Source organism: Neoluteolibacter marinus (genome assembly GCF_014904755.1).
GTDB classification, from domain to species: domain Bacteria; phylum Verrucomicrobiota; class Verrucomicrobiia; order Verrucomicrobiales; family Akkermansiaceae; genus Haloferula; species Haloferula marina.
In genome coordinates this window covers 112,076-130,300 of record NZ_JACZFQ010000025.1, presented here as the reverse complement: position 1 = coordinate 130,300, position 18,225 = coordinate 112,076, and the positions used below count along the sequence as shown (strand labels likewise).

Sequence of the window (18,225 nt, the reverse complement as noted above, 5' to 3'; positions counted from 1 at the left end):
GCGGCCGGTCAGTCCGGCGCGTTGCCGAGCGCGACATTGCCGACGGCGATGCCGTGGGCGTGCGAGGCCGAGCGGTCGGGGATCTGTCCGCCGACGAGGCGGTCGGCGTGGAAGAGCAGCACCGTGTCGGGGCCGGGATCGAGGCGGCGGGCGGGGCTGAAGTCCGCCTGATAGACCGCGCCGCGGCTGAGGCGGACCTCGTCGATCCAACCGGTGAAAGCCCGGCTCGGGAGACCTTGCTTGTTCGGGTCGGCGCCGAGGTAGAGCGGCAGGTCGTTGCGCTGGCGCAAGCCGGAGCCGGGGGTCGATCCGGCGAGCTTGCCGTCGAGATAAAGCTTCACCGCCTGGCCGTCGTAGACGCCGGCGAGATGGGTCCAGACACCGGGCTGAAGGGCCTGTTCCGACTGCACGCTGACGTAGCGGTCACCGAGGTGGACGAGGAAGGTGACCTTGCCGTCGTTGGCGTGGAACCCGAACTCCGAGCCTTCGGTCTTGGCGACGATGCCGGCGGTCTTGTCGTGGATCTTGTCGGCGCGCGCCCAGGTCTCGAGGGTGAAGGGACCGTCGGGCAGGTCGAAGCTCGACGACTCGACTTTCACCCCGGAGGTCCGGTCGGTGATGTGGAGCGCGGCGGGGTGGCGAACCGGGGCGAAGACTTCCTCGGGCAGTTCGCCGAACGAAACGGCCACCGGCAGGCGGCGTTCCGGCAGGGTGGTGCGGGCACCTTCCTCGAGGTAGTCGGTTTCCAACGCCAGCACCGGGGCCCGCAGGTCCGCGCCGAAACCGGCGGTGGTGCGGGTGACGGAGAACGACAGCGACTGCTCCGCGCCTGGCTTGAGCAGGACGTGCTGGTGGTCCGGCGTGATCTGCCAGCCGTTCGGCTTGGCCACCGCGACGGTGAACTCGAGCGGTCGGCTGCAGGGGTTGGTGAGCTTGAGCTCGTGGATCACCGAGGCCTTGCCGTCCGGGCCGAGCGGGACCGGACCCGAGACCGCCCGCGGGGTGACCGACCGCGCGAGGTCGAGGTCCTTGTGGCGGTCGGGGGTGAAGAGCTTCGGGTCGAGGGCGCTGCCGACCGGCAACGCGGCGACCTTGATCCCGTCGGGGCGCACGGTGACGACGTTGAAATGATGCAGGTAGCCGAGCCGCGGATACTCGCCGGGAATGTGGCCGCCGGTCGCGGCGAGGGCGAAGTATTCGATGCCGTCCTTGATGCCGTCGTAGCGCAGGCGGTGGATGTGGCCGGCGAAGCAGGCGCTGACGTTGCCGTTGGCGACCAGCAGCTGGTGGACCTTGTCCCAGTTGTTGCCGGGATAGATGTCGGAGGCCCAGCGCGGGTGGTGCATGAAAATGAAGACGTGCTTCAGCGGCTTCATCGCCTCGAGCGACTTCTGCAACCAGACGAGCTGCGCTTCGCTGAACTTCTGGTGATCCGGATTGCCGAAGTCGCGCGGCTTGGCCGGGTCCTTGAGGTCGCCTTCGTCGGAGAACAGAACCAGGAAGCCGCAGTCCTTGTGCTCGAACCAGTACCACAGCGGGCCGAAGTGCTTTTCGTAAGCCTCCTCGTGTTCGAGGGCCGGGCGGTCGTTGCCGCGCCAGTAGATGTCATGGTTGCCGGCCACCGGGAACCACGGCATGCGCAGGTCGTTCATGATGCCGCGATACTCGGTCATCTGCTCCTGCCACTGCGCGGCGCCGTTGTAGCCCTGGATCAGGTCGCCGACGGTCATCACCAGGTCGGGATCGAGGAGGTTGGTGTCCTTCACGGCCTGGGCGAGGACTTTCACGCCCTCCGGCGGACCACCGGTGCGGTCGCCGTAGATGATGAAGTGGAATGCGTCCTCGCTCTTCGGCAAGGGCAGCAGCTGCGGGCTTTCGCGGTCGGTGTGGACTTCCGGAGCCTGGCCGGAGACGGCCAGCGGCAACAGGGCGGCGAGGAGAAGGGTGCGTTGGAAGATGGATTTCATGCAGGTCGGGGAAAAATGGGGCGGCCGCCCGTGACAGGCGGCCGCCCCGGTGAGGCGATGGCCGTGGATCAGGGCTGATAGGTTACCACGAGGCGGAAGAACTTCTTACCCGCGCCGAGCGGAATCGACATCGAGATGTCGTCCGGTCCGTCGACGGCTTCCGTCACCGTTTCCCAATCGATCAGGTTGGTGCTCGACTTGATCTGGTAGCTCACGGCGGCGTCGCCCTTGGCATCGGCGCCCTTGGTGAACTGCAGGCTGGCGGTGCCGCCGGCGACGGCGAGTTCCGGGAGCCGGTCGACGGCCGCGAGGTCGAGGCCGAGGGCATACTCAACCAGCGCCGGGATGCCGTCGCGGTCGGTGTCGGAACCCTGCTGGGCGCCGGGGCCGCCGTGGCTCTCCGCCCACAGGTCGAAGGCGGTCGGTTCGCCGGAACCGAGCTTGGCGGTGACGATGCGCAGCTGCGGGGTGGTCCCGGCCAGCGCGCTGCCGGGCCAGAAGAACTGCCAGCCGTCGGTGGTTTCCGGCTTTAGGTTGACGCCGTGGTTCGCTTCACCCGCCCGCCAGGCCTGGGCCGCGGCGGTGAGGTCGAGGTAGGCGGTGCTGCCCTGGCCCATGCCGCTGACACGGCTGATGGCCGGGTCGATGTCCTGGCCGACCTGCGGACCGTAGAAGCCGAACTCGGTGGTCACGTCCCAGGGGACGAGCACGCGGTGGACGGCGACAGGGCCGGGCGACTGGGCATTGGCGCTGCCGCCGAACAGGGGGGAGCCGGTGACCAGCACCAGCTCGGCCTTGACGATCTCCTCGTCGAGCGGGATGCCCTCGCCGCCGAAGGTCACGGGGAAACGCATCAGCGCTTCCTGGGTGGCGCCCGCGGCCTGGTCGATGAACTGGACGCCGATGGTGGAGCCGTCCTCGGTGGCAGCCTGGCCGATCAGGCGGGCCGACTGGTCCGCGCTGAAGGTGTAGGTGGAGGTCGGGGCCTCGACGTAGCGAATCACGAGTTTCGGGCGGAGCGCCACGTTCGCGTTGCCTTCGGTGCAGAATTCCCAGCCGTCGGTGGTGCCGCCGGTGAAGACGGCGAAACCGTAGTTGGGGTTGCTGCCGGGATCCGCCGCGAGGGCTTCGGCCCAGGCGCGGACGATCGCGGTGACGTCGCCGGTTTCGACCTGCTGCTTGGCCATCGCGCCGAATGCGGCCAGCGGGATGCCGGTGGACGCGCCGCGGACGCCCTCGAAGCCTTCACCGAAGTCGAGGTCGGCATAGGTGGTGGTCTCATCGACCGGGATCAACAGCTGGTCGACGACGTAAGGGCCGCCGGACTGCGAGTTGCCGCCGTTGGCGGTGGTGAGCTTCAGTTCGGCCTTGGCGATGGTCGCTCCGACCGGGACCTGGCCCGGGCCGTTGCCGAAGAGGTTGTCGAAGCGGACCATGGCATTGACGTCCGGGCTGTCGTCGGCCGGGGTGGCTCCCTTGTGGCCGGGGAAACCGTCGAGGTAGGCCTGGGCGACCGAGCTGCCGAGGGTCTCGGTGTAGACCGGCGGATCGTATTCGTCGACGAGCACCGGGTTGCCGCCGCCGTCGAGGACCGGGTTGCCGAACTCGTCGAGCGCCGGGACCTGGCGGCGCGGGGTGCTCTTGCCGACGAACTTGGTGAAGGTGCCGTCGTAGCCGTCGCTGCCGTCCTGGAACGAGACCTCGACGACGGGAACGATCGAGGCGGCGTTGCGGATCAGGCCGCTGGCGCTGGCGTTGAGGCCGACACTGTAGCCGCTGCCGGGCAGCACGGTGAGTCCGACGGTTTCATCGAGCTCGAAGTCGCTGTCGTCGATCACCGTGACGGTCACGGTCACGGTCTGCTGGCCGGCGGCGAAGGTCACGCTGCCGGGGAGGCTTTCGTAGTCGGTGCCGTTGATGGCATTGCCGTCGACCTGGTACTGGATGGTCAGCGGCGAGCCGATGTCGGCGAAGCGGGTGAACTTGAACTCCAGGGTCCGGTCGTCGCTGCCTTCGCGGGCCTCGGTGTCGGTCACCGCGACCTCGACCTCGTCGCCGTTCAGCACGGCCGGGGCGAGCGGGGTGGCGAGGAAGCGGAAGCCGCCGGCCTGGGCGTTGCCGGACAGGCCGGGCAGGTCGTGGGAGAAGACCACGAACTTGTTGCCGTTGGCATGGTAGGAGTAGATGTTGTCGAACCCGTTGCCGGCATTGAAGTCGCCGGTGAGGAACAGGGTCGCGGTGGACGGGTTGACCTGGGTGCCGTCGCCGAACTGGATCTCGTAGGTGTTGGCCACCACCGTGACGGTCGCGCCGATCGCCCCGAGGCCGACATTGAGCGGGGTGAGCGTGCCGTCGTTGGCGACGGCGCCGCTGAGCACCTGGGTCGATGCCTGCGGGACGAACAGGAAGGCGAAGTCGCCGTTCTCGAGGTTCTGGCTGTTGTCACGGCTGTTGACGAGCCAGCTGACCCCGCTTTGGCCGATCGACATCATGTTGTCGGAGCCGCTGCCGGTGGCGATCGCGATCAGGTTGCCGGCGAGGGGCAGGCCGGTGATGGCGTAGCTGCCTTCGGCGGTGTTCGTCACCTCGATGCCCGCCGGCAGGTTGCTGCTGGCGGAGACGGTGGCGTCGGCGGCGACGTGGGCGCCGGTCCAGCCGTCCGCGTAGGGAAAGAAGCCGAGCGCGAGCTGGCTGGACTCCTTGCTGGTCGCCGGGTCGCCGCCGCCCTGGGCGTTGTCCTCGACGGCGAGGGCGTAGTTGCCGCCGTCGTTGCGCGGGATCAGGTTGTTGTCGATGGGGCCCCAGGTACTGGTGTCGGCGTAGTTGTCGCCGGCGTGGTTGGTGGCGAAGAGGATGCCGGAGTCGAACGGGACGGGTGCGCCGTTGATGCGGATGGCCGGTTCGCCGGAGGCCGTGCCGAGGTCGCTGAAGGCGAGCGGGGACGGGGTGCCGGTGACGACTTCCCAGCCGGCGGTGAGGGCGGGCGGGGTGTCGACCGTGCTCTCCGGGTCGCCGCCGTCGATGATGCCGACCGTGTAGCCGGGGAGCGCGGGGGCATCCACGTCGGCCTCGACCAGCACGCGGGCCTGCGGGGTGCTCACCGTGGCGCCGCCGTCCAGCGTGGCGAAGGCTTCGAACGAGTAGTAGCCCGGCAGCGGCAGCGTGTAGCTGCTTTCATACGGGGCGGTGGTGTCGACGCCGGCCGTGACCCCGTTGACGAAGAACTCGACCTGCTGGATCGCGGCCGGGGTGGCGCCGGTGGCGGCGGCGGACAGGGTGAGCTGGGTGCCGGCCTGCTCCAGCGAGCCGTGCGCCGGGCTGGTCAGCGCGAGCGCGGGTTCGGCGGTGAGGAAGGCGAAACTGAACATGTCCTCGTCCGCGGTGGCGCCGTCTTCCAGCGCGACGTCGGGCAGGTTGCGGCTCTGGATGAGCCAGCCGCCGAGGCCCGGGTTCCATTCGTAGCTGACGACATTGTTGGTGTTGTTCGGCGTCGTCGCCTCGGGCGGCAGGCCGCCTTCGGCGGAAACGATCAGGGTGCCGGTGCTGTCGTCTTCGCCGGCGATGACCAGCAGCCACTCGCCGGTGCCCTGCTTGGTGACGGTGAAGTTGTCGCTGCCGGTCTCCTTGCTGCCGTCGCTCTGGATGCGGCCCAGCGCCTTCACATGGCCGCGGCCGGCGGCGACGGTGGGGACATAGACGAAGGCGACCGGATCCTGCTCGTAGCCGGTCGGGTTGGTGGAGCCGTTGTCCATGACCGAGAGGGTGAAGGTGCCGTCGGCATTGTCGCGCGACATCGCGAAGTTGTCCTCGTTCTTGCCGCCGGTCACCAGCAGCACGCCGTTGGCGGAAGTGGCGGGGACGCCGTGGGAGTCGAGGGCGGTCAGGTCGAGCGTCGAGATGCCGCCGGCGGCCTCGTCGATGAACTCGCTGCCGAGGTGGATGCCGCTGGAGGATTCCAGCAGGGTGAGGGCGCCGCCGTTCGCGGCGTTGCGGGCGTGGCCGCCGAGCCAGCCTTCCGCGTAGGGGAACCAGGCGGCCGCGACGTTCATGTTGTATTCGCCGCCGTTGCCTTCCACGCCCCCGGAGGTGCACTGGACGGGGATATAGAAGCCGGTCGCGCCGAAGTCGGCGTGGCTGGTGGCGTAGCTGATGCCGTCGGGACCGCCGCCGCTGGCGTTGTTGCGGCCGTTCTGGGTGACGGAGGTGATCATCACGCCGTTCTGCGGATCCGTCGCCGGCGTGGCGCTGAAGGCCATGTCGGTGTCACCCCGGTTGTAGCCGCGGACGGCGAAGGCGGGGGTGGCGCCAGGCTTGATGGTCACCGCGACGGCGGGTTCCGGGCTGTCCTGGTTGTTGTTGGTGGTGTTGAGTTGCACCACCTCGAGGCTGCCGTGCTCGAGTCCGAAGACCTGGGCGGGAGCTGAAATCGCGAGGAGCGTGGCAAGGCACGCGGGCGTATTTTTCATACGCCGCGGAAGCTATGAACTCCGCTTCGGCCGGCTATAAAACAAGGGTTACAGATGAGACACGGGAAATGATTCTTTTGGTGGCCTTTCGTGACGTGCGTGACACATGTCATGTAGCGATAATGTGACATGACGAGGGTTCGCTTCCGGTAAGGCGCTGAACTCTAACGGACTGCTCCGGGCCGGCCGGGCGATCTTCCGGAATGGGGCGGGAAAGTCACTTTGGGGCCGGTGAAACGGGGTTCGATTTGACCTACAGGCCGCGTCTCATGAAATTCCACCTGCCGCTGTTAGTTCTCGTTTCCGGACCGCTCTTCGCCCAGGGGGAAGCGGTGAAGCACACGCTGCGGATCCTGCCCTTGGGCGATCCGCCGCCGTTCGTGCAGGAGGTCCGCAACGGTGTCCGCTATGAACTGCCGGCACCCGAGGGTTCGGTGCCGCCGCGGAGCGTCCTGCTTTCCCCGGCGGCGGCCGGCGGGGAGGATGCGAAGGAACTCGCGCTGCGGCTGCGGCTCGGGACGCCGTCCGCGGAGGTGAGCTTCCCGTTGCCGGAGGAGCGCTCGGTGACGGTGCGGACGGAGGCGGGGGGCGCCTGGCTGAAGATTCCCCTGTCGAAGGCCGATGCCAGCCTCGCGCTGGTCTGGCGCGGCGGCAAGCTGTGGGACAAGGCGCGGGTGCTGACCGTCCCGGACACCGCCAGGGACGGGGACTTCCGTTTCATCAACGTGACCGCCAAGCCGATGGCCGTCACCTGGGGCAGCGAGAAGCTCAAGCTCAACCCGGCGACGACGATGATCCGGCGGGCTCCCGCGGGGGCCCGCACGGTGGCGCTGAGCATCCAGTTCCCGGTGGACGGCGGGCTGCGGCCTTGTCTGGTCACCGAGGCGGAGGTGAAGGCGGGCAGCCGCCAGGATTACCTGATCTACGCCGCGGATGGCGACAAGCCGCGCCTGCCGGTCAAGGTGCTGGCTCTTTCCGAACGACTTTAAACTGTTCGGTTGAACATTTAAAAAATCCCGCCTAGAGTGGCCGCCGTGGCCGCTCCGGTGATCGACGAATTGCGCAAGAAGCTGCGGGAGAAATTCCCGCAGGCTCATGCCGTGACGTCGCGGGTGGCGGAGGAAGAGGAGCCGGACCAGCCCTTTGATCCGGCCTTTTTCCCGGCGGCGGCGATTTCGGAAGTCGTCGGTTCGGGCGTCGGGATGCTGGTGGCGGGCCTGCTTGGCGAGCCGGCGGAGAGCTCGCCGCTGCCGGACTTCGTGCTGGTCGATGGCGGCGACGGCTTCGATCCGGGCTCCTACACCGCGCAGGCCTGTTCGCGGCTGCTGTGGGTGCGCTGCCGGTCGGCGGAGGAGATGATCAAGGCGGCCGACCTGCTGGTGCGCGACGGCAACATGCCCTTCATCCTGCTGGATACCTGCGGGATCGGCCGGCGCGAGCTGCAGTCCCTGCCGGCCTCGGTCTGGTGGCGGCTCAAGCTCGCCGCGGAAACCGGGGGTTGTCGATTGGTCGTGATGTCGGCCGCGCCGCAGGTCCCCTGTGCCGGCGTGCGGCTGGCGCTGACCGCGCGGCTCGGGCTGGAAGATTTCGAGGTCCCGCGCCGCGAGCTCGTCGCGCGGTTGAGGGTGGGGGCGGAGCGGGGAAGGAGGGCGGGGTGAGAAGAAGTGCCGAGTGATCAGTGAGCAGTGATCAGTGGAAAGGCAGAAGATGAGCGATCCGCGCTGTCCGGTTTTTCAAGCACTGCTCACTGATCACTCGGCACTTTGCCTTTGTTTGCCATGTTCGCGTCCCTCCATCTACCCGACCTTCCGGTCATCGCTGCGTTGCGGGCTTTCCCGGCATCGCGCGGGCGGCCTTGTGCGGTGCTGCCGCTGGACCCGGAGGCGATGGTGGAGAAGGTCAAGCTGCCGCTGCTGGCGGTGAACGACGCGGCGCGGGACACCGGGATCGACGCCGGCTGGCCGCTCAACCGCGCGCTGGTCCGCTGCCCGGACCTCCGGGTGCTGGACCCGCATCCGGAGGGCGAGGCGGAGTTGCTGCGGGAATTGATCGCGCTGGCGGAAAGTCTCACGCCCGACCTCGAGATCACCGCGCGGGACACCTTGCTGCTCGACCTTTCGCGCGCCACCCCGAGGCAGGCCGCGGCGATCGCCTGGCTGGAGGTGTCGGACGGCGAGCTGCGCCATGTCCGCGCGGCGACGCCGGACCTCGCGCGGCTGGCGGTGCGGCATCCGGCGTGCCACGGCAAGGTGGTTTCCGCGGCGGACATGCAGGCGCTGCCGCTGGAGCTGCTGGGCCGGCTGCCGGAGGGGGCGAAATGGCTGCCCTTGCTGGAAGACTGGGGGCTGAAGCGGCTGGGCGATTTCATGGAGCTGCCGCGGCAATCGCTGATCGAGCGGCTGGGGCCGGTGGCCGGCGGCTGGCACGATCTCCTGCACGGCAAGACCTGCCGCATGCTGCGCTTGCACCGGGCGCCGGAATGCCTGGAGCAGGCGCTCGATTTCGAAGAGCCGGTGGTTTCCTCCGAGCCGCTGGTGTTCGTCTTCAAGCGCCTGCTCCACACGCTGGCCGCGCGGCTGGCGGCGAGGCACGTCGCGGTGAAGGCCCTGCGGGTGCGCTTTCATCTCGAGTCCGGCGCCTCGCTGGCCAAGGTGATCCGCCTGCCGGAGCCGCGGGTGGCGGAGGCCGAGCTGCTGCGGCCGCTGCAGGTGATGCTCGACGGCCTGCGGCTGAAGGCGGCGGTGGCCGGGGTGGCGCTCGACGTGGAAACGACGCTGCCGAGCGCGGCGCAGCGCGACTGGTTCATCCGCCAGCTGCCGCAGCCGGAGCGCTGGACCGACACGCTGGCGCAGCTGGAGGTGCTGTTGGGCGCGGGGCGGACCGGCATCCCGGTGCCGCCGTCGGGCCACCGGCCGGACGATTTCAAGCTGCTGCCCGGCGATGGTGGCGGCGTGCCGGTGGCGGATGGCGCCTTCCCGGCATGCCCGGTGCCGCTGCGGCGCTTCCGGCCGCCGTACGAGGTGACGGTCGCCTTCGAGGCCGGGCCGCGGCCGCTGGCGCTGCTGAGCGGGCCGTTCCGCGGCGAGATCCTCGAGCAGCGCGGGCCCTTCCGGCAATCGGGCGACTGGTGGGATCCGGAACGCTCGTGGCAGCGCATGGAGTGGGATGTGCGGCTGGCCGGGGTGAAATTACTGCGTCTGGCGTACCTGCCGCCGGAACGGTGGGAGGTGGAGGGGGAGTATGAGTGAGAGGTCGGACGGCGGAGGCTTTGCCGGGGTGGGGTTGGATGGAACGAACCGCGGAGGCGCGGAGGTCGCGGAGAGGGGCGCGGAGCTTTTTTGGGGAGTGTTTTTGGCGGCGGCAGAAGCTGTGGCGACGCGGTGGTTGGGGAGTGTGTCCGGTGAAGGGAATTTCCAGGAACAACATCATTCCTCTCCGCGATTCCCTCTGCGACCTCCGCGCCTCCGCGGTTCGTTCCATCCCCCCATCCCATGAAACCCAACCCTCCATTCGTGGAACTCCACGCCCGCTCGGCGTTTTCGTTCCTGCGCGGCGGCAGCCATCCGGAGGTGATGGTGCGGCGGGCGGCGGAGCTGGGGCTGGAGGCGGTCGCGATCACCGATCACGAGGGTTTCTACGGCTCGGCCCGCGCCCACAAGGCGGCGGAGGCCTGCGGGATCCGCGCGATCGCCGGGGCGACGCTGGAGATTGACGGTGCCCACGTGCCGGTGCTGTGTGCGACGCGGGCGGGCTACCGCATCCTTTCGCGCCACCTGAGCAACCGCCACCTGCAGGAGGTCGTCGCGCACGGCGCGCTGAACCAGGGCGACCTGATCGCCCTGACCGGCGACCGCGAGGGGCCGGTGATGCGGCACTTGTTAGCCGACGACCGGGAGGCGGCGCTGCGGGCCGCGGAAGGGCTGGTGATGATGTTCGGGCGGGAGAACGTGTATGTGGAAATCCTCCGCCACGGGCTGCGCGACGATGGCCGGCTGAACCGCCACCTGGTGGACCTGGCCGCGCATTTGAAATTGCCGCTGCTCGCCAGCAACGCGCCGCTCCATGCCACCCGCGGCGAGCGCCTGCTGGCCGATGCCTTCACCTGCCTGCGCCACCACCTGCCGCTCGATGCCGCCGGCCGCCTGCTCGCGCCGAACGGCGAGCGCCACCTGAAATCGCCGCGCGAGATGGCGGCCCTGTTCGCCGACCTGCCGGAGGCGCTGGCCAACACCCGGCGGCTGGCGGACCGGATCGAGTTCACCTTGGAAAACCTCGGCTACGCCTTTCCCGACTTCACCGCGGAGGACGGCCGGCGCTTGTCCGCCGCGGAGCAGACGGAGTACCTGCGGGTGAAGAGCCACGAAGGCGCGCTGCGCCGTTACGGCCACTGCAAGGGCGAGATCCGCCGCCAGATCGGGAAGGAGATCGATCTGATCGGGCGGCTGGAGCTTTCCGGCTACTTCCTGATCGTCCAGGAAATCTCCGACTTCGCCCGCACCAACGGCATCCTCTGCCAGGGCCGCGGCTCGGCGGCCAACTCGCTGGTTTGCTTCGTGCTCGGCATCACCAATGTCGACGCGGTGAAGCACAAGCTGGTCTTCGAGCGCTTCCTGTCCGAGCACCTCGCCGCGCAGGGCAAGCACAAGAGCTGGCCGGACATCGACATCGACTTCCCGTCCGGCGACCAGCGCGAGAAGGTCATCCAGCATGTCTTCCGCAAGTACGGCGCGCGCTGTGCGGCGATGACCGCGAACGTGATCACCTACCGGCCGCGCTCGGCCTTTCGCGAGATGTCGAAGGTGCTCGGCTTCCCGCCCTCGCTGGCGGACCGCTTTTCGACCCAGGGCGGGCACGGCGGGGAGGGGCGCTGGGAGGAGGACGACCGGACGAAATCGGTGGCGGAACAGGAAGCGGACGCACGCGAAACCTTCGAACAGCAGCTCGCAAACCTGCTGCCACCCTCGCACCCGCGGCTGCCGGCCTTGCAAAGGCTCTACCATGCGGTGCTCGGGATGCCGCGCCATCTGGGCCAGCATTCCGGGGGGATGGTCATCTGCGACCGCGGGCTCGACGAGGTGGTACCGGTCCAGCCCGCGACGATGCCCGGGCGCACGGTGGTGCAGTGGGACAAGGACGACTGCGAGGACCTCGGCATCGTCAAGATCGACCTGTTAGGGCTGGGAATGCTGGCGGCGATGGAGAACGCGATCGAAATCTGCGCCCGCCGCGGGACGCCGGTCGATCTGGCGGAGGTCAACCTCGAGGACCGCGCGGTCTACGACCTGCTCCACCGCGCCGACACCGTGGGAACCTTCCAGGTCGAGTCGCGCGCCCAGATGTCGACGCTGGCGATCCTCAAGCCGGACCATTTCTACGAGGTGGCGATCCAGGTGGCGATCGTCCGGCCCGGGCCGATCGTCGGCGAGCTGCTGCACCCCTACCTGCGGCGGCGCAACGGGCTGGAGAAGCCGGACTACATCCACGACGACTTGCGCGAGGTGCTCGGCCGCACCCTCGGCGTGCCCTTGTTCCAGGAGCAGGTGCTGAGGATGTCGATGATCCTGGCCGGCTTCGACGGGGCCGAGGCGACCGAGTTGCGGCGGGCGATGGCCTTCAACCGTTCCGACGAGCGGATGCAGCGGGTGGTGGTGAAGCTGCGCCAGCGCATGACCGGGCGCGGCGTGGCGGAGGAGGTGCAGGAAAAGGTGGTGCAGGCGACCGGCAACTTCGCGCTCTACGGCTTCCCGGAAAGCCACGCGCTGTCCTTCGCCTCGATCGCCTACTGGTCGTGCTGGCTGAAGGTCCATCATCCGGCGGAGTTTTACACCGGCCTGATCAACAACCAGCCGATGGGCTTCTACTCGACCCACTCGCTGATCCAGGATGCCAAGCGCCACGGGGTGCGGGTGCTGCCGGTCTCCTGTGTCCATAGTAAGATAGAGAGCGATGTGGTGGCGGAGAAGACGATCCGGCTCGGCCTGCACCGTCTGAAGGGCGTGGCGGCGGAGACGCAGGAACGGATCGTCGCGGAACGGGGGCGGGAGGCGTTCCGCTCGCTGGACGATTTCCTCGGCCGGGTCCGGCCGAATGCCAAGGAGCGACGGATCCTGGCGCGGGCCGGGGCCTTGAACGACCTGCCCGCGGCGGGCCATCGGCGGCAGGCGATGTGGCAGGTGGAGCTGCCGTTGTACGGGGACCTGCTGGAAAGCAGCGCGCGGGTCGCCGAGGAGCCGCTGCCGGCGATGTCGATGGAGGAACGGGTGGCCGCCGACATGGAGACCCAGGGCGCCTCGACCGGGCCGCATCCGATGAGCCTGTGGCGGCGCAAGAGCGCGCTGGAACTGGTCACCGCCCGCGGCCTCAAGGAGCTGCCGTCGGGCCTGCCGGTGAGGGTGGGCGGGCTGGTGATCTGCCGCCAGCGGCCGGGAACGGCGAAGGGGCACTGCTTCATTTCGCTGGAGGACGAGACGGGGATCACGAACCTGTTCGTGCCGAAGAAGACCTTCCAGCGTCTGCGGCTGGTGATCGTCAGCGAGCCCTTCCTGCTGGCCGAGGGCCGGGTGCAGGTTTCCGAAGGCGAGCAGCGGACGGTGTTCGTGACGGCGGTGCATCCGCTGCCGGGTATCGACACGAGCCACGCGGCGCGGTCGCATGATTTCCATTAGGCCCGCGGCTTGAGTGCCCTTGATTCAGAACAAGACGTGATAACCGGCAAATCCCAGCCCTCCCAGGAAGCCGAGGATCGAGAGGATCGTCCCTATCTCGAAAACCCGATACACCGGGACGAGCCCCCAGAACCAACGGAAGTGGCAGAACAGACCGGCGCTGGCGTAGGTCACGGCCATCGCCCGGGCGGCCGGTCCCTGGAGAAGGAGATCCGAACGGCCGCGTCCGAACCAGACGGCTTCTTCGGAGATCCACGCCCGTGCGGCGAAATACAGGATCACCGCTGGCAGGATGCCCCCGAGGATCACCTGCTTCACCCGCCCGCCCGATGGAGGATAGGAAAGATCCTCCGCTTCGGTCGCGGTGCGGTGGTACGGATTGTCAGTCCATTTCATCGCTTGCCGAGGCGGGTTTCGTAGAACGACGGGTCCGGGCGCGGGTCGTAGATGTCGTCGTCATCGACGGTTCTCAGCTTGCGCCACTTCGCGTTGCCCTTGTCCTTGCCGTAGTCCATGAAGGTGAAGAAGCCCCAGTCCCAGACGCGGATGTAGTCGGCGCGGATCGCGGGGCCCGCCTCGTTGCCCGCGAGCACCTTGCCATAGATGCGGACCAGCGACAGCGGCTTGATCTGGTCCGGCTTGAGCTTGCCGGGAATGGCGACCTGGAAGTCCCCGGCGCCGAAGATGGAGACGATGTGGAGGTGCAGGTCGGTGAGGCCGTCGAAGTACTTGTGCTCAACCAGCAGGCGGGTCTGGTCTTTCGCGGGATCGTAGCCGATCTCCCGGACAATGCCGCACCAGCCGACGTACTGGCCGGCCTGTTCGGTGAGTTCGTAATCGGCGACGGGGATCGAGTTCTTCTTATGCTCGGCCATCTGGTCCTCGATCTTCTTCCATTCCGCTTCGGGCATGTTCGCGGGCTTGGGCATCTTGAGTTCGGGCCAGAGGCTGATCTCCTTCTCGGTGACCTTTTTGAGGAAAGGTTCCTCGTCGGGAAAGGGAACATAGCCCTTGGTGCCGGTGCCACCCTTGCTTTCGAGGGCGGGCGATGGCCGGATCGGCACGGTCGTGTCGGCGGCGGCCGCGTGGCAGGCGGCGAGGACAAGCACCAGCGCGGCGGCGAGCACCGGACGGCCGGGCAGGCGGGGGGAAGGGTGGGTTTGTTGTTTCATGGGGCTGAAGTGGATCAAGGGGCACCCGGGGGCTTGGCGTCCTTCACGCAGCGGAAGCCGGTGTGGTTGGTGGGCGACTCGGTGTCCTGCGACTGGCGGGCGGAGGGGCGGTAGCGCATGCAGTAGGAGACGTGGCAGAGGAAGGAGCCGCCCTTGGTGACGCGGTGGATGGTGCCCTCGCCGCGGCGGCCGGTGTCGCGGTTGACCCAGACGGCGGGACCCTGCGGGTTGTCGGGGTCGCAATCGGAGAAGTAGGCCGGGTCGTAGAGATCGCTGCAGATTTCCCAGACGTTGCCGGCCATGTCGTGGAGGCCGTAGGCGTTGGGCGGGTAGGTGCGGGCGGGCGAAGTGGCGGTGAAGCCGTCCTCGCCGGTGTTGCTGTTCGGGAACTCGCCCTGCCAGGTGTTGGCCATCCAGCGGTTGTCGGGATTCAGCTCGTCGCCCCAGGCATAGGTCTTCCCCTCGAGGCCGCCGCGGGCGGCGAATTCCCACTCGGCTTCGGTGGGCAGGCGCTTGCCGGCCCATTGCGCGTAGGCGTGGGCGTCCTCGTAGGTGACGCAGACCACCGGGTGCTCGTCCTTGCCTTCGATCGAGCTGTCCCCACCGGCCGGGTGCCGCCAGTTCGCGGTGGGGTCCCAGCGCCACCACTCGATCGCGCGGCCGGGGAGGTTGGGGTTGCCTTCGATGGCGGCGTCCTCGCGGAAGACGATGCCGCCGTTGGTGAACTTTTCCGCCGGCAGGCTGTCGCGGGCCTCGGCGGGGAAATCGGCGGCATTGACCTCGCGCTCGGCGAAGGTGACGTAGTCCGTCGCCTCGATGAAAGCGGCGAACTGCGCGTTGGTGACTTCGGTCTCGTCGATCCAGAACGGGTTCACGGTGACCTTGTGGGCGGGGCTTTCCTCGGGGAATTCCTTGGGGCCGAAAGGGGTCTGGAAGGTGCCGTCGTGGCCCATGGTGAAGGGGCCGCCGGGAAGGAGGACCATGCCGTCCCGCCGCTCGAGGCCGGCGACCTGCGGGGGAAGCGATGAGGCGGGCGCGGTGGCGGCTTGCTCCTTCTTGCAGGAGGGCAGCAGGGCGAGGATCAAGAGGAGTCGCTTCATGAAGTCCGTGGCTACGCGCAGGCTGGCGGTTTCGTTGCCCGCGGGCACGAAGTTTCTGGAGGCGGGCGGGGTGTTTCGGCGGACGGCGGGTTGCATTGCCGGGGAATCCGGCCAGCATGGCATCGCAAACTTGGCGCCATGATCAACTTCCGCCGCTTCTATCCGCTGCAGGGCTTGCCGAAGCAGGAGCAGCTGTGGAGCTGGATCTCTTTCGACGTCGCGAACCAGTCGTTCACGCTGATCGTCAACACCTTGTTGTTCTCGATCTTCTTCAGCGCGGTGGTGGTGCGGGACACCGGCACCGACGACCGCTGGTGGTCGATCGCCTATGGTTCCAGCATGGTGCTCGCCGCCCTGCTGTCGCCGCTGGCCGGTGCGGCGGCGGACGAGCGGGCGTGGAAGAAGCGCGGGCTGATCGCGACGGGGCTGATGTGCAGCCTTTTCACCTGCGGGCTGGCGCTGGTGCAGCCGGGGCAGATCTGGCTGGCGCTGTTGCTCTACATCCCGGCGAACTTCGCGTTTGCGATCGGCGAGAATTTCCTGGCGGCCTTCCTGCCGACCCTGGCACGGCACGACGAGGTGGGCCGGGTGAGCGGATTCTCGTGGGGGCTGGCGTACTTCGCGGCGCTGCTGTTGCTGGGGGCGACGGCGGTGTGCATGACGGTGTTCCACCTGGAGACGCCGGAGCAGTGGCGGCCGTTCTTCGTCGGGGCGGGACTGTGGTTTTTCCTGTTCACGATCCCGACCCTCCTCGGCTTGCGCGAGCCGGCGGTGGTGCGGGAGGTCCATCCGGGGAAGAACCTGCTCACCTCCGGATTCGTCCGGTTGGGTGAGACGCTGGGTCACCTGAAGGGTTACCGCGATCTGGCGATGTTGATGTTCGCGTCGTTCTTCTGCGGAACCGGGATGACGGTGGTGGTGTCGTTCGCGAGCAAGCTGGCGGGGGAATACGGCTTCAACCAGGAGAAGCTGGTGATCTTCATGGCGGTGATCACGGTGTCGGGGATCGTCGGGACTTTCGTGCCGATGCTGTTCCAGGACCGGGTCGGCCACCGGCGGATGACGGCGGCCCTGCTGGTGGTGTGGATGGGATCGGCGATCGGTTTCGCGGGATACGCGCACCTTTACGAAAGCCATGCCGCGGCGGGCGACGGGTCGGCCTACCCGACCTGGCCGCTGTGGTTGATCGGGAACCTGTTAGGTTTCGGGCTCGGGTCGCTGGGCTCGGCGAACCGGGCCTTCGTCAGCTACCTGGCCCCGCCGGAGAAGGCGGCGGAAATGTTCGGGATCTGGGGGCTGATGTTCAAGGTGGCGGCGGTGATGACCTTTCCGTTCGCGTGGGTGAAGGACACGATGGGGACGCCGCCGTCGCTGGTCCTGTTAGGAGGATTCCTCGGGGTGGCGCTGCTGTTGACGCTGTTCATCAACGAGAAACGCGGCCACGCGGCGGCGATGACCGGCGCGGTCCAGGAGGACGGGTGAGCGGCGGGGTGTCCGGAGCGGGCTTGACTCGCGGGGCGAAGCGCGGACGCTCCGCGCATGACGAAGTTCCGCCCGTGCATCGACCTCCATCAGGGCAAGGTGAAGCAGATCGTCGGCGGCACGCTGCGCGACGACGGACCCGGGCCGAGGGAGAATTTCGTGGCCAGTGCCGGGGCCGGGGAGTTCGCGGGGATGTTCCGCGGCGACGGCCTGACCGGCGGCCACGTGATCAAGCTGGGGCCGGGCAACGAGGATGCGGCCAAGGAGGCATTGTCGGCCTGGCCGGGAGGCTTGCAGATCGGCGGCGGGATCCATGCGGGCAACGCCGGTGAGTGGCTCGCGGCCGGGGCCTCGCATGTGATCGTGACGTCCTGGCTTTTCGAGGACGGGCGCTTTTCCGAAGCGCGCTTGAAGGAGCTGGTGGACGCGATCGGCGCGGAGCGGCTGGTGGTCGACCTTTCATGCCGCCGCACCGCCAGCGGCTGGACGGTGGCGATGGACCGGTGGCAAACGCTGACGGACCTGGAGGTGACTCCCGCGACGCTGGACCGCTTGGCGCCGTGGTGCGGCGAATTCCTGATCCACGCCGCGGACGTGGAAGGCCTGTGCGGCGGGATCGACGGCGAACTGGTGACGATGCTCGGCGGCTGGGCCGGCCGTCCCATGACCTATGCCGGCGGTGCCGCGTCGATGGCGGACGTGGAAAAGGTCGCGGAGCTTTCCGTCGGCAAGGTGGATGTCACCGTGGGCTCGGCCCTCGACATCTTCGGCGGCAAGGGCGTGACCTACGCGGAACTTGTCGCTTGGAATGGGCGCTAGCGGCGTGGTCAGGCGTCCGCAGAAGTCCCGAGGACCACGCCGGCGAGCCGGTTCAGGTTCTGTTCGTTCGCGGATTCCAAGAATTCCCGGTGCTGTTCCGCGAACGCCGCGTTCTCAAAAACGCCGACCCAGGTGAGCAGGGTGCCGGCCGGCACCGCTTCGAGGGTGATCGTGATCTCGAAGAAGGGCAGGCAGTCGTGTTTGATGCGCAACAACGACGGAGGAACGATTTCGAGGAACTCGGACACGTTCGGGTAATTGGTGCCGTCGGGGCCGTGCATGGTGAACAGCCAGCGGCCGCCGGGGCGGAATTCGAAAGTCTCGAAGGTGTTGGTGAAGCCGTCCGGCCCCCACCAGCGGGCGAGGCGCCCGGGGTCGCTGAAGGCCTCGAAGACGGCCGCGGGGCTGGACGGGATTTCCCGCGAATGACGAAAGGTGGACATGTTCTTGTGAGGGGGACGGAACCGGTGACCGGTTGTAATTCCCTAACGGGTGGCGGAGGCGAGGTCAACCGGGCGGCTCCGGGGGCGTGCGATTTGAGGGTTGAGATTCGG

General features: G+C 68.2%; 12 protein-coding genes. 6 read left to right on the top strand and 6 right to left on the bottom strand.

The window, feature by feature from the left end; translation table 11 throughout:
- Positions 1-8: 8 nt before the first annotated feature.
- Both IG178_RS07570 and IG178_RS26010 read right to left on the bottom strand, forming a co-directional pair.
- Positions 9-1,967: a LamG-like jellyroll fold domain-containing protein gene (locus IG178_RS07570; protein WP_226895104.1), complete on the bottom strand. Its 1,959-nt coding sequence runs from the start codon at positions 1,965-1,967 to the stop codon at positions 9-11.
- A 68-nt stretch (positions 1,968-2,035) separates the two neighbouring features.
- Complete coding sequence (locus IG178_RS26010) at positions 2,036-6,433, bottom strand: Ig-like domain-containing protein (protein ID WP_193211928.1); 4,398 nt, start codon at positions 6,431-6,433, stop codon at positions 2,036-2,038.
- Between the two features lie 269 nt (positions 6,434-6,702).
- Between IG178_RS26010 and IG178_RS07560 the strand changes: the two genes are divergently transcribed.
- The 4 genes from IG178_RS07560 to IG178_RS07545 all read left to right on the top strand — a co-directional run bounded on the left by IG178_RS07560 (position 6,703) and on the right by IG178_RS07545 (position 13,098).
- Entirely contained in the window at positions 6,703-7,422 is a 720-nt protein-coding gene (locus IG178_RS07560) for a hypothetical protein (RefSeq protein WP_193211927.1), read from the top strand.
- A gap of 36 nt (positions 7,423-7,458) precedes the next feature.
- Positions 7,459-8,091: a hypothetical protein gene (locus IG178_RS07555; RefSeq protein WP_226895103.1), complete on the top strand. Its 633-nt coding sequence runs from the start codon at positions 7,459-7,461 to the stop codon at positions 8,089-8,091.
- Positions 8,092-8,211: 120 nt separating this feature from the next.
- Entirely contained in the window at positions 8,212-9,681 is a 1,470-nt protein-coding gene (locus tag IG178_RS07550) for a DNA polymerase Y family protein (protein ID WP_193211925.1), read from the top strand.
- Between the two features lie 243 nt (positions 9,682-9,924).
- Positions 9,925-13,098, top strand: coding sequence for a DNA polymerase III subunit alpha (locus IG178_RS07545; protein ID WP_193211924.1), 3,174 nt, complete (start codon positions 9,925-9,927; stop codon positions 13,096-13,098).
- Between the two features lie 24 nt (positions 13,099-13,122).
- On the opposite strand, the gene IG178_RS07540 is transcribed toward IG178_RS07545, so the two are convergent.
- The 3 genes from IG178_RS07540 to IG178_RS07530 are packed head-to-tail and all read right to left on the bottom strand — an operon-like array spanning position 13,123 to position 15,370.
- A complete protein-coding gene (locus tag IG178_RS07540) occupies positions 13,123-13,494 on the bottom strand; it encodes a hypothetical protein (protein ID WP_193211923.1) in 372 nt (123 codons plus the stop codon).
- Positions 13,491-14,270 carry a hypothetical protein gene (locus tag IG178_RS07535; protein ID WP_193211922.1) on the bottom strand — a complete coding sequence of 260 codons (780 nt, stop codon included), beginning with the start codon at positions 14,268-14,270 and terminating at the stop codon, positions 13,491-13,493. Before IG178_RS07535 ends, IG178_RS07540 begins: the two co-directional genes overlap by 4 nt.
- A gap of 14 nt (positions 14,271-14,284) precedes the next feature.
- Positions 14,285-15,370 carry a formylglycine-generating enzyme family protein gene (locus IG178_RS07530; RefSeq protein ID WP_226895093.1) on the bottom strand — a complete coding sequence of 362 codons (1,086 nt, stop codon included), beginning with the start codon at positions 15,368-15,370 and terminating at the stop codon, positions 14,285-14,287.
- A gap of 138 nt (positions 15,371-15,508) precedes the next feature.
- On the opposite strand from IG178_RS07530, the gene IG178_RS07525 reads away from it, so the two are divergent.
- Both IG178_RS07525 and hisA read left to right on the top strand, forming a co-directional pair.
- A complete protein-coding gene (locus IG178_RS07525; protein WP_193211921.1) occupies positions 15,509-16,852 on the top strand; it encodes an MFS transporter in 1,344 nt (447 codons plus the stop codon).
- Between the two features lie 57 nt (positions 16,853-16,909).
- Positions 16,910-17,671: a phosphoribosylformimino-5-aminoimidazole carboxamide ribotide isomerase gene (gene hisA / locus IG178_RS07520; protein ID WP_193211920.1), complete on the top strand. Its 762-nt coding sequence runs from the start codon at positions 16,910-16,912 to the stop codon at positions 17,669-17,671.
- Positions 17,672-17,679: 8 nt separating this feature from the next.
- Here the strand turns inward: hisA and IG178_RS07515 are convergent, their stop codons facing one another.
- Entirely contained in the window at positions 17,680-18,114 is a 435-nt protein-coding gene (locus IG178_RS07515) for an SRPBCC domain-containing protein (RefSeq protein ID WP_193211919.1), read from the bottom strand.
- Positions 18,115-18,225: the final 111 nt, after the last annotated feature.

Coding starts and splice junctions, on each gene's coding strand:
- IG178_RS07570 (WP_226895104.1), bottom strand. CDS start 1,967: ATGAAATCCATCTTCCAACGCACCCTTCTCCTCGCCGCCCTGTTGCCG.
- IG178_RS26010 (WP_193211928.1), bottom strand. CDS start 6,433: ATGAAAAATACGCCCGCGTGCCTTGCCACGCTCCTCGCGATTTCAGCT.
- IG178_RS07560 (WP_193211927.1), top strand. CDS start 6,703: ATGAAATTCCACCTGCCGCTGTTAGTTCTCGTTTCCGGACCGCTCTTC.
- IG178_RS07550 (WP_193211925.1), top strand. CDS start 8,212: ATGTTCGCGTCCCTCCATCTACCCGACCTTCCGGTCATCGCTGCGTTG.
- IG178_RS07545 (WP_193211924.1), top strand. CDS start 9,925: ATGAAACCCAACCCTCCATTCGTGGAACTCCACGCCCGCTCGGCGTTT.
- IG178_RS07540 (WP_193211923.1), bottom strand. CDS start 13,494: ATGAAATGGACTGACAATCCGTACCACCGCACCGCGACCGAAGCGGAG.
- IG178_RS07535 (WP_193211922.1), bottom strand. CDS start 14,270: ATGAAACAACAAACCCACCCTTCCCCCCGCCTGCCCGGCCGTCCGGTG.
- IG178_RS07530 (WP_226895093.1), bottom strand. CDS start 15,370: ATGAAGCGACTCCTCTTGATCCTCGCCCTGCTGCCCTCCTGCAAGAAG.
- IG178_RS07525 (WP_193211921.1), top strand. CDS start 15,509: ATGATCAACTTCCGCCGCTTCTATCCGCTGCAGGGCTTGCCGAAGCAG.
- hisA (WP_193211920.1), top strand. CDS start 16,910: ATGACGAAGTTCCGCCCGTGCATCGACCTCCATCAGGGCAAGGTGAAG.
- IG178_RS07515 (WP_193211919.1), bottom strand. CDS start 18,114: ATGTCCACCTTTCGTCATTCGCGGGAAATCCCGTCCAGCCCCGCGGCC.